General features: G+C 59.9%; 16 protein-coding genes. 7 read left to right on the top strand and 9 right to left on the bottom strand.

Features of this window, described 5'->3' with window-relative positions:
- Positions 1-9: 9 nt before the first annotated feature.
- From ACO07J_RS13965 to hemJ, 6 genes are all read right to left on the bottom strand, one after another.
- Positions 10-819: a ParA family protein gene (locus ACO07J_RS13965; protein WP_422029985.1), complete on the bottom strand. Its 810-nt coding sequence runs from the start codon at positions 817-819 to the stop codon at positions 10-12.
- Entirely contained in the window at positions 812-1,423 is a 612-nt protein-coding gene (gene rsmG / locus ACO07J_RS13970) for a 16S rRNA (guanine(527)-N(7))-methyltransferase RsmG (RefSeq protein WP_422029987.1), read from the bottom strand. Before rsmG ends, ACO07J_RS13965 begins: the two co-directional genes overlap by 8 nt.
- Positions 1,420-3,291, bottom strand: a complete 1,872-nt coding sequence (gene mnmG / locus ACO07J_RS13975; protein WP_422029989.1) for a tRNA uridine-5-carboxymethylaminomethyl(34) synthesis enzyme MnmG — start codon at positions 3,289-3,291, stop codon at positions 1,420-1,422. The genes rsmG and mnmG overlap by 4 nt, the downstream gene beginning before the upstream one ends.
- Positions 3,292-3,293: 2 nt before the next feature.
- On the bottom strand, positions 3,294-4,577 hold the full coding sequence (gene mnmE, locus ACO07J_RS13980; protein WP_422029991.1) for a tRNA uridine-5-carboxymethylaminomethyl(34) synthesis GTPase MnmE: 1,284 nt from the start codon (positions 4,575-4,577) through the stop codon (positions 3,294-3,296).
- 25 nt (positions 4,578-4,602) lie between these two features.
- A complete protein-coding gene (gene rho, locus ACO07J_RS13985; protein WP_422029993.1) occupies positions 4,603-5,874 on the bottom strand; it encodes a transcription termination factor Rho in 1,272 nt (423 codons plus the stop codon).
- A 125-nt stretch (positions 5,875-5,999) separates the two neighbouring features.
- Positions 6,000-6,440, bottom strand: a complete 441-nt coding sequence (gene hemJ, locus ACO07J_RS13990) for a protoporphyrinogen oxidase HemJ (RefSeq protein ID WP_422029995.1) — start codon at positions 6,438-6,440, stop codon at positions 6,000-6,002.
- A 419-nt stretch (positions 6,441-6,859) separates the two neighbouring features.
- On the opposite strand from hemJ, the gene ACO07J_RS13995 reads away from it, so the two are divergent.
- Genes ACO07J_RS13995 through dnaQ form a run of 4 tightly spaced genes read left to right on the top strand, consistent with a single transcriptional unit; the run spans position 6,860 to position 9,570 of the window.
- The gene (locus ACO07J_RS13995; protein WP_422029997.1) at positions 6,860-7,459 is read left to right on the top strand and encodes a Maf family protein; all 600 of its coding nucleotides are present in this window, start codon (positions 6,860-6,862) and stop codon (positions 7,457-7,459) included.
- Entirely contained in the window at positions 7,456-8,289 is an 834-nt protein-coding gene (locus tag ACO07J_RS14000) for a shikimate dehydrogenase (RefSeq protein ID WP_422029999.1), read from the top strand. Before ACO07J_RS13995 ends, ACO07J_RS14000 begins: the two co-directional genes overlap by 4 nt.
- Positions 8,286-8,879, top strand: coding sequence for a dephospho-CoA kinase (coaE, locus tag ACO07J_RS14005; RefSeq protein WP_422030001.1), 594 nt, complete (start codon positions 8,286-8,288; stop codon positions 8,877-8,879). Before ACO07J_RS14000 ends, coaE begins: the two co-directional genes overlap by 4 nt.
- Positions 8,872-9,570, top strand: a complete 699-nt coding sequence (gene dnaQ, locus ACO07J_RS14010; protein ID WP_422030003.1) for a DNA polymerase III subunit epsilon — start codon at positions 8,872-8,874, stop codon at positions 9,568-9,570. The genes coaE and dnaQ overlap by 8 nt, the downstream gene beginning before the upstream one ends.
- Here the strand turns inward: dnaQ and secB are convergent.
- On the bottom strand, positions 9,567-10,079 hold the full coding sequence (gene secB / locus ACO07J_RS14015; protein ID WP_422030005.1) for a protein-export chaperone SecB: 513 nt from the start codon (positions 10,077-10,079) through the stop codon (positions 9,567-9,569). The genes dnaQ and secB overlap by 4 nt on opposite strands.
- A gap of 60 nt (positions 10,080-10,139) precedes the next feature.
- Positions 10,140-10,640, bottom strand: a complete 501-nt coding sequence (locus ACO07J_RS14020) for an FxsA family protein (protein ID WP_422030007.1) — start codon at positions 10,638-10,640, stop codon at positions 10,140-10,142.
- A gap of 112 nt (positions 10,641-10,752) precedes the next feature.
- On the opposite strand from ACO07J_RS14020, the gene ACO07J_RS14025 reads away from it, so the two are divergent.
- Genes ACO07J_RS14025 through ACO07J_RS14035 form a run of 3 tightly spaced genes read left to right on the top strand, consistent with a single transcriptional unit; the run spans position 10,753 to position 13,045 of the window.
- Positions 10,753-11,418: a Tim44/TimA family putative adaptor protein gene (locus tag ACO07J_RS14025; RefSeq protein ID WP_422030009.1), complete on the top strand. Its 666-nt coding sequence runs from the start codon at positions 10,753-10,755 to the stop codon at positions 11,416-11,418.
- On the top strand, positions 11,415-12,452 hold the full coding sequence (locus tag ACO07J_RS14030; RefSeq protein ID WP_422030011.1) for a murein transglycosylase A: 1,038 nt from the start codon (positions 11,415-11,417) through the stop codon (positions 12,450-12,452). Before ACO07J_RS14025 ends, ACO07J_RS14030 begins: the two co-directional genes overlap by 4 nt.
- Complete coding sequence (locus ACO07J_RS14035) at positions 12,449-13,045, top strand: Smr/MutS family protein (protein WP_422030013.1); 597 nt, start codon at positions 12,449-12,451, stop codon at positions 13,043-13,045. The genes ACO07J_RS14030 and ACO07J_RS14035 overlap by 4 nt, the downstream gene beginning before the upstream one ends.
- Here ACO07J_RS14035 and ACO07J_RS14040 read toward each other — a convergent pair.
- A complete protein-coding gene (locus tag ACO07J_RS14040) occupies positions 13,028-14,251 on the bottom strand; it encodes an MFS transporter (protein ID WP_422030015.1) in 1,224 nt (407 codons plus the stop codon). The genes ACO07J_RS14035 and ACO07J_RS14040 overlap by 18 nt on opposite strands.
- Positions 14,252-14,407: the final 156 nt, after the last annotated feature.

Below are 14,407 nucleotides of genomic sequence, written 5' to 3' on the forward strand. Positions count from 1 at the left end.
TCATTTCCATCAGGCCGCTACAGGTGCATGATTTCGCAGCATTTCTGCTGCCAGTTCACGGTACGCCTGCGCCCCCTTGGAGGCTGTATCGTACCGCAGCACCGGCACCGAGTAAGACGGCGCTTCACTCACGCGGACGTTCCGCGGGATCAACGTCTTGAATACCAGATCCCCAAGGTTTTCCCGGGCGTCCTCTTCTACCTGTGCCGAGAGGTTGTTGCGCATGTCGTACATGGTCAGCACAATCCCCTCTATCCGCAGGTTCGGATTGGCCGACTGACGCACCTCCCGCACGGTCAGCATCAACTGCGACAGGCCCTCCAGAGCAAAGAACTCGGATTGTAGTGGCACGAGTACAGAATGCGCGGCGACCATGGCGTTAACGGTCAGAAGGTTGAGCGACGGCGGGCAGTCAATCAGGATGTAGTCGAGCCCGAACTGATCTATTGCAGGCTGGCGCAAGGCATCGTGCAGCAGGAAGCTTCGCTTCTCGTTCGATATGAGCTCGATATCCGCAGAGCTCAGATCGACGGTGGCGGGAATGATCTGGAGGTTATCTTCACCGGTTTCCAGAACCACCTCGTCCAGGTCAACTTCGTCCAGGAGAAGGTCGTAAGTCGTAAAGGTTCTCGCATCCGGCTCGATACCCAAGCCGGTTGATGCGTTGCCCTGTGGATCAAGATCCACGATCAGGACACGGCTGCCAGCTTCCGCCAGCGCGGCTCCCAGGTTGATGGTGGTCGTGGTCTTCCCCACGCCCCCTTTCTGGTTGGCAACTGCGATGATTCTTGGTGCTTTTGGCCGGGTCGGGTCAGACACGGGTGACTCCTGCAATGCTCAGAACAACGGGGCCGTCTTCGGTTTGACTTCTAGCAACCTGATGTTCGAACTTCCACGTCTGTTGCGCTTCTTCGAGTTCTTTTTTCCAGGTCTCACCCTTGGGAAAGAGCGCGGTGCCGTTCGGCTGCATATGTCGTTCGGCAAAAGACAGGAGAGTTGACAGCTTGGCCAATGCCCTTGCGCTGAGGACATCGCAATCCAGCGCCGTGGTGTTTTCGATACGTTCCGTAATCACCGCGGCTTTCACGCCAGTTTCGCGGATCACGGTTCGAAGAAAGGCGCATTTGCGAGCGTCGCTCTCGACCAGTGTGACCCGGTTTGGTGATCCATGCTCCATGCCCATGATGGCGATAACCAGGCCGGGAAAGCCACCGCCGGAGCCCAGATCGGCCCAGTGGTCAACCGGATGCGGCACCAAGCCATAAAGCTGCGCGGAGTCTACGACATGCCGCTGCCAAAGGTCATTCAACGTTGACTTGGCGACAAGATTGATGCGCGGGTTCCATTTCGCCAGCAGATTTGAATAGATGGTCAGCCGCTCCATTGTTTCACGTGAAACATCGAGCGGCTTTGCACCGGTCATGCAGACTTCTCTCGTTTCAGGTACCGCAATCGTGCGAGGATAAGCGTCAAGGCCGCAGGCGTCATCCCGTCTATTCGCGCAGCCTGAGCAAGATCACGGGGCCTTGCTGCAGATAGCTTGGACTTGAGCTCGTTCGAAAGCCCGGTAATGGCCGAGAACTCGAACCCGGACGGAATCACCTGGGCTTCGTCGCGCTTCATCATTTCGACGTCACGGTTCTGGCGCTCAATGTAATTGGCATACAGCGCGTCCTTCTCAATCTGGGCCCGCGTGCTTTCATCGACGTCGGCCAGGGAGGGATCCAGATCCGCCAAGGTCGAAAAGTCTACATCGGGAAACGCAAGAAGCTGAAACCCGTTACGCCGAGAGCCGTCTGCGTTCACTTTCAAGCCAATCGCGGCAAGGTCTTTCGGCGTATAGCTTTTCTCTTCAAGCTGATGCCGGGCACGTTCGATCCGCTCCATCTTGTCTTCGAACGCTTTCCTTCTGAACTCGCCGACACACCCAATCGAAGACCCGACGGGCGTTAGGCGTTGATCAGCGTTATCAGCTCGCAAAGACAGGCGGAACTCGGCGCGCGATGTGAACATCCGGTAGGGTTCCGAGACACCCCGGGTGATGAGATCATCCACCATCACGCCGATATAGCTTTGGGAGCGACTGAAGATCAGCGGCTCCACTCCCCGCACGGCCAAAGCCGCATTGATGCCGGCCACGAGCCCCTGCGCGGCGGCCTCTTCATAGCCAGTCGTGCCGTTGATCTGCCCTGCCAGGTAAAGCCCGGGAACGGATTTCACCGCCAGGGTAGCGTCCAGAGCGCGAGGATCGACATAGTCATACTCGATGGCATAACCGGGTTGCAGGATCTGTGCCGCCTCCAGGCCGCGGATCGAATGGACGTACTCCTCTTGAACCTCCTCCGGCAAGGACGTTGATATCCCGTTCGGATAGATCACGTTGTCGGAAAGGCTCTCTGGTTCAAGAAAAATCTGGTGCGAGTTCTTGTCCGCAAAGCGAACCACCTTGTCCTCGATCGAGGGGCAGTAACGCGGGCCGATGCCGTCGATGTGACCGCCATACATAGCCGAGCGAGCAAGGTTGCCGCGGATCACCTGGTGGGTCCGCTCATTCGTATGCGTTATGCCACATGACACCTGGCGCGCAGTCGGGCCTTTGGACAGGAACGAGAACATTACCGGGTGATCGTCGCCGGGTTGATCGTCGAGCAGTCCCCAGTCAATGGTGGTGCCATCCAACCTCGGTGGCGTTCCTGTCTTCAATCGGCCAAGCTTCAGGTCGAACGAGTCGATCCGCTCCGCAAGCTTGACAGAGGGCTTGTCGCCCATACGACCACCCGGCCTCGAGACGTCGCCAATATGTATTACACCGCGAAGAAAGGTTCCGGTTGTCAGAATGACGGCGCTCGCTCTGATTTCACTTCCGTCAGCAAGAACGACACCGGCCACGGCGTCGCCGTTCATGATGAAATCTGCGGCCTCCCCCTCGATGATCGCGAGGTTTGGCACTGCGGTCATCTCAGCGAGCATCTGTTCGCGATAGATCTTGCGGTCGGCCTGTGCGCGCGGCCCCTGGACCGCCGGCCCTTTCCGTCGGTTCAGAAGTCGAAACTGAATGCCTGCCTTGTCGGCGACGCGGCCCATGACCCCATCCAGTGCGTCAATCTCGCGGACAAGGTGGCCTTTGCCTAGTCCGCCAATGGCCGGGTTGCAGGACATGACGCCGATGCCATCGCGCGACAGAGTAACCAATGCGGTTTGCGCACCCATCCGGGCGGCTGCATGCGCCGCATCCGATCCGGCATGCCCGCCGCCAATCACGATGACGTCAAAATGTTTCACGTGAAACACTCCTACTTCCCGATGCAAAAGCTCGCGAAAATCTCGTCCAAGACATTCTCGATATCGATGCGTCCTACCAGAGAATCAAGAGCCCGGATAGCTGTCCGAAGTTCTTCGGACGCAACATCCGCGGTATCCTCGCCGTGTGGCAAAAGAACAATTGCTGACGATAGGGCGGCCAATCCTCGGGCCATGGCCTCCTTGTGCCGAAACCGTGTAGCAATGCTGCTCGTCATCGCCCGGGCAGAAAGCGTCGACGTGATCCGCTCGACCAACTCGGCAACGCCCTTGCCGGTCTTCGCGGATATCCCCGTCTCACAATGGTTCAAGTCTGCCTTCGTAACGACAACGATATCTCCTTCAGACGGTGCGATCTCCGGCGACGTGTCAGGCTCCACGAGGAAAACGCGCAGATCCGCCATTGCGGCCCGTTCGCGCGCGCGATCTATTCCAATACTCTCGACGGCATCGTCGGTTTTGCGAAGCCCAGCAGTATCAAGGAGCGTCACAGGCAAACCGCCCAGGTCCATCCGCACTTCGATCACATCCCGGGTTGTCCCCGCATGCTCGGAGGTAATCGCCGCCTCTCTTCCGGCGAGGACATTCAGCAATGTCGACTTTCCCACGTTCGGCGCCCCGACGATTGCGACCTCGAACCCTGTGCGAATGCGTTCCGAAATCCCCACACCGGCGATCTCTGTCTGCAACTCGGATACCACGCCGGTCACAAGCTCCGTAACTTCCGGTGCAACATCAACCGGAACCTCTTCATCGGCGAAATCGATAGTCGCTTCCAACAAGGCGGCTGCCCGAATGAGTTTCCCGCGCCAGCCTTCCGCTTTCCTCCCAAGGTCGCCCGAGAGAACCCTCATCGCCTGCCGACGCTGAGCTTCCGTTTCCGCATCGATCAGATCCGCAAGGCCCTCGACCTGCGCGAGGTCTAGCTGCCCGTTCTCCAGTGCACGGCGCGTGAACTCGCCCGGATCGGCGGCCCGCAATCCCTGGACATGACCCAATTCATCAAGCAAGGCCGCGGTTATGGCCGTACTTCCGTGGACATGAAACTCTGCCGATGCCTCACCCGTAAAGCTGCGACCGTGTTCGAATGTCAGAACGACGGCTTCATCAAGCTGTCGTCCGTCTCGATCCTTGAGCACGCGAAGCGAAGCGACGCGTGGCGCCGGAACATCCCCGCACAGCAGGCGAACGGCATCATGCGCGGACGGACCCGATACACGGACAATGGCGACCCCGGCTTTCCCCGGCGCCGTCGACAATGCAAAAATCGTGTCCATGAGTGCCCTCCGAGGAGGCTCCCGCTCAGGTGTTCATCGAGTCGAAGAATTCCGAGTTCGTCTTTGTTTGCTTGAGCTTACTCAGCAGGAACTCGATCGCATCGGTCGTCCCCATCGGGTTGAGGATCCGTCGAAGCACAAATGTCTTCTGCAGGTCCCCCTTGTCGATGAGAAGGTCCTCTTTCCGCGTGCCGGACTTGAGGATGTCGATCGCCGGGAAGACGCGCTTGTCCGCAATCTTGCGGTCAAGCACGAGCTCCGAGTTACCGGTACCCTTGAACTCTTCAAAGATGACCTCGTCCATCCGGCTGCCGGTCTCGATCAGGGCGGTCGACACGATTGTCAGCGACCCCCCTTCCTCGATATTCCGGGCGGCCCCGAAGAAGCGCTTCGGTCTTTGCAGCGCGTTGGCATCGACGCCCCCGGTCAGAACCTTACCGGAAGAGGGCACAACAGTGTTGTAGGCCCTACCAAGTCTTGTGATCGAATCGAGAAGTATCACTACATCTCGTTTGTGCTCGACCAAGCGTTTGGCCTTCTCGATCACCATTTCCGCCACTGCGACATGTCGTGCAGCCGGTTCGTCGAAGGTAGATGAAATCACCTCGCCCTTGACCGAACGTTGCATGTCCGTCACCTCTTCGGGGCGTTCGTCAATCAACAGAACGATCAGGTAACACTCAGGGTGATTACGTTCGATGCTGGCGGCGATGTTCTGTAGGATCACCGTTTTACCCGTCCGCGGCGGCGCCACGATCAGTGAACGCTGACCCTTGCCGATCGGCGCCACCAGGTCGATGACCCGGGCCGACTTGTCCTTGATCGTCGGATCCTCGATCTCCATCTTCAGCCGCTCGTCGGGATAGAGGGGCGTCAGGTTGTCGAACGCGATCTTGTGCCGCGCATGCTCGGGGTCTTCGAAGTTGATCTGGCTGACATTGGTCAGAGCGAAGTAACGCTCGTTGTCATCGGGCGCCCGGATTTCACCTTCGACCGTGTCCCCGGTGCGCAACGAGAACTGCCGGATCGTGTCCGGAGAGACGTAGATGTCGTCAGGGCCCGGAAGATAGTTGGCTTCCGGAGAGCGCAGGAATCCGAACCCGTCCTGCAGCACCTCGAGCACCCCATCACCGAAAACCGTCCAGCCTTCATCAGCCCGCTCGCGCAGGATCTGGAACATCATCTCGCCCTTGCGCATCGTCGAGGCGTTCTCGATCTCGAGCTCCTCGGCCATGGCGAGCAGGTCTGCCGCGGTCTGCGCTTTCAGATCGGACAGGTTCAAACGGTCTTGGGACATGGGAAGACACCTTATGGTTCGGCGCAGAACCCGCGCAGCAACCAATTTCATTCATGGAAAACCAGCATCCCGGACGGGAGCCTGCCGGCGGATATAAGGAGACAGGCTTCACATGTCAACGAAAGTCAGAAACGAACGACGACCGCTATAACAATAACCACCATCAGAACCGTCGGAACCTCGTTCATCAACCTGTACTGCCGACCATTCACCGTGTTGCGGCCAGCCGCCAGCTCCTTCCGTCTACGGCCAAGCCAGTGGTGGAACCATGTCATCCCCAGAACGCCCGCTGCCTTGATCCAGGGCCAGGCCGACCCCCAGTCGACGATCCCGGGCGTGAAGACTAGGCAAAGGCCAAACACCCACGTCGCGATCATGGCCGGGTTCATGATCACGCGAAAAAGCTTCTCTTCCATCATTTCAAAGACTGGATCGTTACCACCCTTCTGCTCGACGTGATGGACGAACAGTCTGGGTAGGTAAAATATCCCGGCCATCCAGGAGATCACGGCGATGATATGAAACGCCTTGGTCCACGGATAGGCCAGCGACAGAAGGTCGGTCATGACGAGCCCCGGTTTTGTCTGACTTCCTAATAATAATTAGAGAAAGATAAAAGAATGATGTGTTTGTTGGGGCTCCAAATTCTGTGGATTATGGCTTTCTCAACAGAGATATGAACAAATTCCGAAACTGTGGGAAAACCTGTAGATGAGCAGCCGGACATTCGCCAATTCTCACGGTATTTCGATTATTTTTCAATGACTTGTCATCTTCCATGGCAACAAGTAACTTGTGGACGAAATGCAGGTTGGATCTTTGGTAAGATGAATACCGGCGTTGCCCGGCTTATCCTTTCCCACACCCTGAAAACCATGGAAGAACGCCACGAAAGTGCGGGCCATTCTTGCATGCTGGAAGGTGTCGTGGAAATGTCCGGGTTCAGTCCCCGGAGCATCCAGCAGTAATCCCTCGAATTATCCCCATGTCCCAGAAATTCGTCCTCGCTTCAGCTTCCGAAATCCGCCAGCAGTTGCTTCGCAATGCCGGCGTATCGTTCGACGTCAAGCCTGCCCGCGTCGACGAAGTATCGCTTCGTGAAGCGATGCAAGCGGAACAGGCACCGCCCAGGGATATTGCCGACGCGCTCGCAGAGATGAAGGCGCGAAAAGTTGCGTCGCATGCGGGAGCCGCCCTCGTCCTCGGGTGCGACCAGGTGCTTGCTCATCGTGGCGACATTCTCGGGAAACCGGAAAGCCTTGATGACGCCCGGGAACAGCTGCTCCGCCTGCGCGGCGACACTCATCAGCTCCTTTCGGCTGCGGTGATCTATGAGGACGGCGCACCGGTCTGGCGTCATGTCGGCGTCGTTCGTCTGACAATGAAATCATTCTCGGACGAGTATCTCGAGGCGTATCTGCAGCGCAACTGGCACAGTATCCGTCATTCGGTCGGAGGATATAAGCTTGAAGAAGAAGGTGTCAGGTTGTTTTCTCAGGTCCAGGGCGACTATTTCTGCGTCCTTGGATTGCCGCTATTGGAGCTTTTGGCGTATCTCGGTTTGCGTGGGGTAGTAGAGACATGAGTGAAACGAAAATCCCGCTCGCCGCGGTCATTGGATCGCCTGTGGCGCATTCCAAGTCACCTCAGCTTCACAACCATTGGCTCAAGGTCAATGGTCTGCCGGGGTTCTACATCCCGATGGAAGTGAAAACCGAAGACCTTGAAAGCGTTCTGCGAACGCTTCCCAAGATGGGGTTCGTCGGCGTCAACATCACCGTCCCACACAAGGAAAAGGTTCTGGAAATCGCCGATCTCATCACGGACCGGGCGACGTTGATCGGCGCGGCGAACACCCTGATTTTTCGGCAGGACGGAAAGATCCATGCCGACAACACAGATGGCCACGGTTTCATCAGCAACATACGCCAGAACGCCCCCGATTGGGATCCGACGGCCGGGCCGGCCGCTGTGCTCGGTGCCGGGGGGGCCGCGCGGGCCGTGGTCACGTCCCTGCTGGAAGCGGGCGTTCCCGAAATCCTGATCTCTAACCGGACGAAGGTGCGGGCCGAAGCACTGCGGGCCGATTTTGGCAAGCGTTTACAGGTGATAGACTGGGTTCAGGCCGGTAACATGCTCGAGGACGCCATCACGGTGGTAAACACCACGTCGCTTGGAATGATCGGCAAGCCACCGTTGCGCGTCCCGCTGGATGGTCTTCAGCGAGGGGCAGTCGTCAACGATCTTGTCTACGCTCCCCTGAAAACCCGGTTCCTTGCTGAAGCCGAAGAACTTGGCTGTCACATCGTCGATGGCCTCGGAATGTTGTTGCACCAGGCTGTACCAGCCTTCGAGCGCTGGTTCGGCGTGCGGCCCGAGGTCGATAGTGCGACGCGGGCCGCGGCGCTTAGATGACCTTCCGGCTCGGGTTGACCGGCTCAATCGGAATGGGCAAATCGACAACGGCCCGGCTGTTCGCTGAAGAAGACTGTGCTGTCTGGGATGCCGACGCGGCAGTGCACCGGCTGTACAGCAAAGGCGGGGCTGCCGTGGCACCGATGTCAAAGGCATTCCCCACCGCCATCGAGAACGGCGCGATCTCCCGTCCGCGGCTCAAGGAGATCCTGGCCAAAGACCCGTCCGCCCTCGCTCGGATCGAGGCCATCGTCCACCCGCTGGTCGGTGCGGATCGAAAAACCTTCCTCGAGACAGCCAAATCCGACATTGCCGTATTCGATATCCCGCTGCTCTTTGAAACGGGCGGCGAACGCGCGATGGATGCCGTGGTCTGCGTCACGGCTCCGCCCGATGTGCAGCGCGCCCGTGTGCTCGAACGCGGCACGATGACCGAAGCACAGTTCGAAGCCATCCTGGCCAAGCAACTGCCGGATGCGGAAAAACGACGCAGGTCCGACTACGTTATCGTGACGGACTCGCTTGAGCATGCCCGCGAACAGGTTCAGGATGTCGTACGACAGATAAGAAACAGGCTGGCCAATGCGTGAAATCGTTCTCGATACTGAAACCACCGGATTCAACCCCGACGAAGGCGACCGGATCGTCGAGATCGGGGCGGTCGAGCTGTACAATCACATGCCGACCGGGCGCACGTATCACCAGTACATAAACCCCGAACGCTCTATGCCGCAGGAGGCTTTCGAGGTGCACGGGCTTGGCGATGATTTCCTTCGCGACAAGCCCGTTTTCGCGAAGATCGCCCAGGATTTCGTTACCTTCATCGCCGACGCCAAGCTGGTGATCCACAACGCCTCGTTCGACATGAAGTTCATCAATGCCGAGCTGAAATGGGTCAAGCTACCCGCCATCCCATGGGAACAGGCGATCGACACGCTCGACATCGCCCGAAAAAAATTCCCGGGTTCACCCGCCAGCCTGGATGCCCTGTGCCGGAGGTTCGGCATAGACAATTCGTCGCGGACGCTGCACGGGGCGCTGCTCGACTCGGAGATCCTGGCCGAGGTCTACCTGGAACTCATCGGTGGTCGACAGCCGGATTTCGGTCTTACCGCAGGGCAGGATGTCGCCACCGAGAAACGTGCCGACACCGTCGGCACCTGGCGCCCTTCTCCTCGTCCCTCTCCCCTGCCCTCGCGCCTGACTGAGGCAGAAGCCGCCGCCCACGCTGCCTTTGTCGAAGCGATGGGCGACGCGGCGTTGTGGAATAAGACCGGCTAGGCGTCAGGTGTCTCGGGCTGACCCGAAACCGACTGACGGCGGGCAATCTCGTTCCGATAAAGCTGCACCCAGTCGATATTCTCGAGGTTCAGCGGCGGGAAGCCCCCGTCGCGCGTGACGTCACTGACGATCCGGCGCAGGAACGGGAATGTCATCCGCGGGCATTCGATCAACAGGAATGGGTGAAGCTGCTCGTCCGGCACGCCCTCGATCTGAAAGACGCCGACATACTCGAGCTCAAGCAGGAAAAGATGCTGCTCCGTCCCCTTGTTCTTGGAATTGACGCGCAGCTTGGTGACGACTTCGTAAGTGTCCGGGTTCTGCCGCTTCTTCGCGTCGAGATTTACCGAAACCTCGATATCCGGCGTCACTTCACCGCCGGTGCCCTGTTGGGCAAGGATGTTTTCGAACGACATGTCCCGCACGAACTGGGTCACGATGTTCATCTTGACCTGCGGCGGCTGCTGGGGCTGGTGCGGCTGCGCGCCGCCGTTTTCCTGTTCGGCCATGGAGCTCTCCAAAAAGCGGACTTAAATCGAGAATTGCCTTAGCAGGAAGGCAAACAGGCCTCAATGCCTAGTCCAGCCGGATGACCCTTGCGTGGACCGGTCGCTGTCATTGCGGTCGAGGTCTTCGTACTCTCCCTCGATCACCTCGGGCCTGTGCGGATGCCTGTGCGGCGGCTGACGGCGCGGCCCGTCGGGGCCCATGTCGAACCGCTGCACATGCACCCGCTTGCGCAGATAGTTGAACGCGGCATGCCGCACCGGCGGCATGAGCAGCGCGAAACCCACCGCATCGGTGAAGAACCCGGGCGTCAGCAGCAAGGCGCCGGCAAACAGGATCATCGCCCCATGCGCCAGCGGCTCGGTCGGGTCATTCAGATGCGAAAAGGATGACCGCAATTGGCCAAGTGCCATTGCGCCTTGGGTACGCACCAGCCAGGTGCCGATAATTGCCGTCAGCACCACGATTCCGAGCGTCGGCCACAGCCCGATCGCGCCGCCCACCTGGATGAACAGGGCAATCTCGATCAGCGGAACCATCAGGAACGCCAGGAACAACCACATTGCAAAAATCCTCGTATCGCAGTCCACCCTGTATGGTGGACTTGCCAGCATCAGTCACCTACATAGGTTTGCAGACCATGTGTTACCATGCCCCGCATGCGAAGAGGTGCCTATGAATTCCCCGCTACTGCAGCTTTTGGTGCTGGCAGGTATTGCCATATTCCTGATCCTGCGCCTGAAAAGCGTTCTTGGTACGCGGGACGGGTTTGAAGGACCGCCGCGCCGTGGTGCGCCCGAGCCTGCAAAGAACGATCGACGCCAGGACTTCGAAGTGATCGAGGGTGGACCGGATCACGACATCACCGATCACGTGCCCGAGGATTCCGAGGCCGCGGCGGCATTGGCGGACATGAAGCGCATCGAACCCTCCTTCACGGTGACGGATTTCCTTCAGGGCGCTCGGGGCGCCTATGAATGGATCCTCATGGCCTTCGAGAACGGCAACCTCGACCAGGTGGCGCCGTTTCTCGAAGAGGACGTGTACGAAGCTTTCGCACAGGTGGTGGATTCCCGTCAGGAACAGGGCCTTACCGTCGAGGCAGAGTTCGTGGGCGTTCGGGGCACGACCCTGTCCGACGCCCGTTTCGACAGTACCTCCAACCGTGCCGAGGTGACGGTGAAGTTCATCGGTGAGTTGATCTCCGTCGTGAAGGATCAGAACGGCGAGATCGTCGAGGGCAAGCCGGGCCAATCCAAACGCCAGAAAGACACCTGGACCTTCGAACGGGTCATGGGCTCGGGTGATCCCAACTGGCGGCTTGTTGCGACGGGCGAATGATCCGGCGGTTGTGGGCCGCAATCTGTGTCTGGATGCTGGCGGCCGCGACCGCCGCATCCGAGGACGTGACCCACAAGATTCTCGCTTTCGACGATCTGGAAGGTTGGAATTTCGACACCCATGACCGGGCGCTCGAGGCGTTCCTTGTCACCTGCCCCGACCTGCGCGACCCGGATTGGCGGTCGCTCTGCGCCCTGGCCCAGCAGGAACCCGACGCGAAAACCTTCTTTGAACTGTTCTTTCGGCCGATGCTGATCGAGAACGGCAGCAGGGCGCTTTTCACCGGGTATTTCGAACCGGAACTGGACGGCGCCCTGTCACCAAGTGCGCAGTACCGATATCCCGTTTACCGCGAACCGGAGGCCGCCAAGGCGAACAATCCCTGGTACACCCGCCGCGAGATCGAAACCGGCGATGTGATGCGGGGCAAGGGCTACGAGATTGCCTGGGTCGACGATCCGGTCGAACTGTTCTTCCTGCAAATTCAAGGCTCGGGCCGCATTCGCCTGCCCAGCGGTCGCCGGATCCGGGTCGGCTATGGCGGCTCGAACGGTCACCCCTATCAATCCATCGGTGTGGAACTCGTACGTCGCGGTATCTACAAACCACACCAGGTGTCGGCCGAGGTCATAAAGAACTGGGTCAAGCGCAACCCGCAAGAGGGGCAGGAACTTCTGTTTCACAACCCGTCCTACGTGTTCTTCCGCCGTGTCGACCAGGTGCCGCCCGAGGACGGACCGCTCGGCGCGATGAACAGGTCCGTCACCCCCAAGCGCACGATCGCGGTCGATCCGGCCTATACCCCGCTGGGCGCACCGGTCTGGGTTGAGAAGAAAGGCGCCGACCCGTTCAACCGTTTGATGATCGCGCAGGATACCGGCTCGGCCATCAAGGGGCCGCAGCGGGCCGACGTGTTTTTCGGCACCGGGGATGCCGCCGGCCGGGCCGCCGGGATGCTCAAGGATCCGGGGCGCATGGTTGTCCTCCTGCCGATCCAGCGGGCCTTTGCCACGGCGACGGAGCCGTATCAGTGAGCCGGCGGAAACTTCGGCCGGACGAGCTTGACCTATGGAACAAGGTGGCGAAAACGACAGAGCGGATGCATCCGCCCAAACCCTCTAAAGTCAAGCAGGGGCTTCCTTTTCGGGATGACAAGAAGAAACCTGATCAACCCCGCCCGGAGCCGATGGAGCGGTTCGAGATCGGGCAGAAATCCAAGGCCAGTGGCGCGCGCCACGATGTGTTGCCGGGCCTGCCGGAGCAGATCGCCGCGGCGCCGGTTCAGATGGACCGCAAGGCCTATGATCGTCTGAAGCGCGGCAAGCTCAAGCCGGAGGGGCGGATCGACCTGCACGGGATGACGCTGGACCAGGCGAAACCGGCGCTGCAGTCGTTCATCATGAAATCCCATGCCCGCGAGCGGCGGCTGGTGCTGGTGATCACCGGGAAGGGCCGGCAATCCCCGGATGACGGGCCGATACCGCAGCGGCCGGGTGTGTTGCGCCACGCAGTGCCGCAATGGCTGCGGTCGCCGCCGCTTTCTCAGATGGTCCTGCAGATTGCCGAGGCGCATCTGCGCCACGGCGGGGGTGGCGCCTATTACGTTTACCTACGGCGAAAACGCTAGCAGGGGCCGGGCGCGGGCGACGCCGATCATCATCATGATCGTCGTGAAGACAAAGTAGATCGCGACCAGCATATACTGGGTTTCGAGCCCCAGGCCGAGGTCGATGCCGAGGCCGGTGATGCCGGGGCCGATGGCGGAGCCGAAGACCATGACGGCCGCGGCCATCGCCTTGATCGAGCCGAGGCGGCCGGTGCCGTAGAACTCGGCCCAGAAGGCGTTGGGCAGGGTTGTGTTGAAGCCCGTGGTGAGGCCCATGAACAGGAAGCCCATCAGCACGGCCAGAGGGGTTTCAGCCATCGCGAAGACCAGGAAGGCAGCGATCATCGGGATCTGCATGAAGGGGATCAGGCGGGGTGTGCCGAACCGGTCGAGTGCCCAGCCGGAGGCCATCATGGCAAGGATGCTGACGACCGTGTAGATCGGAAACATCGCAACCAGTTCAACATGTTCGACGGCCTTGATCTCGGCAAAATGAACCTGGTGGAAGAAGAAGGCGGTGACGAAGGCGGAGGGGCCGAGAAGCGCCGGGATCATGAACCAGAACAGGAAGTGGGTGATGGTCTGGTGGCGGGTCCAGTGGCGGCCTTCCATGCCGAGGGACTGGTCGGACTGGGCCCAGGATTGCGGGGTGCGTTCCTGCCGAAGGAGCAGCAAAACAAGGGGGATTCCGAGGATCGCGATAAGTGCCGCGCCGCCCCAGAGCAGCCGCCAGTCATAGATCGCCATCAGCGCGACGAAGCCCAGCGGCAGCAGTGCCTCGCCCACGGCGAAGCCCAACGTGGCGACCGACAGGGCCTTGCCGCGGCTGGCGATGAACCAGCGGGACATGGCCACCACGGCGATGTGGCTGGTCATCCCCTGCCCCGTGAAGCGCAGTGCGAAGATCACCAGGATCAGCCCCCACCACACCGGGTTCAGCGCCATGGAGAGACACGCAAACCCCAGCAAAACAAGGATGATCGGCGCGAGGACCCGTACCCGGAAATGGTCGGTCAAACCGCCCGCCCAGACCATCACAAGGGCCGAGGCGGTGGTGCCCAGCGTGTAGATGCCGCCCCATTGGCCGTGGGAGAGATCGAAGGCTTCGCGGATGTGGCCGGCGAAGATCGAGATGAAGAAAGTCTGGCCGAAACTGCTGAGGAAGGTCAGCAGGACACCGGCGGTCAGCCACGGGGCGTTGTGGCGGAGGAAGGCGAGGATTGGCATGCCCTTTCGTCGCCCGAAAACGGGGGGAAGTGAAGCGAAATCGGCGAGCGGGGCGAATCAGGGGTTAAGACGCGGATTAACAAGGAAAATCCCGTATCGGTATCGCGTCGGTATAACGTCGGTATTTTGTCGGTGTTTTTGGCGGTGGTTGGCCGG

Source organism: Roseovarius sp. (assembly GCF_965228755.1).
Taxonomy (GTDB): Bacteria; Pseudomonadota; Alphaproteobacteria; order Rhodobacterales; family Rhodobacteraceae; genus Roseovarius.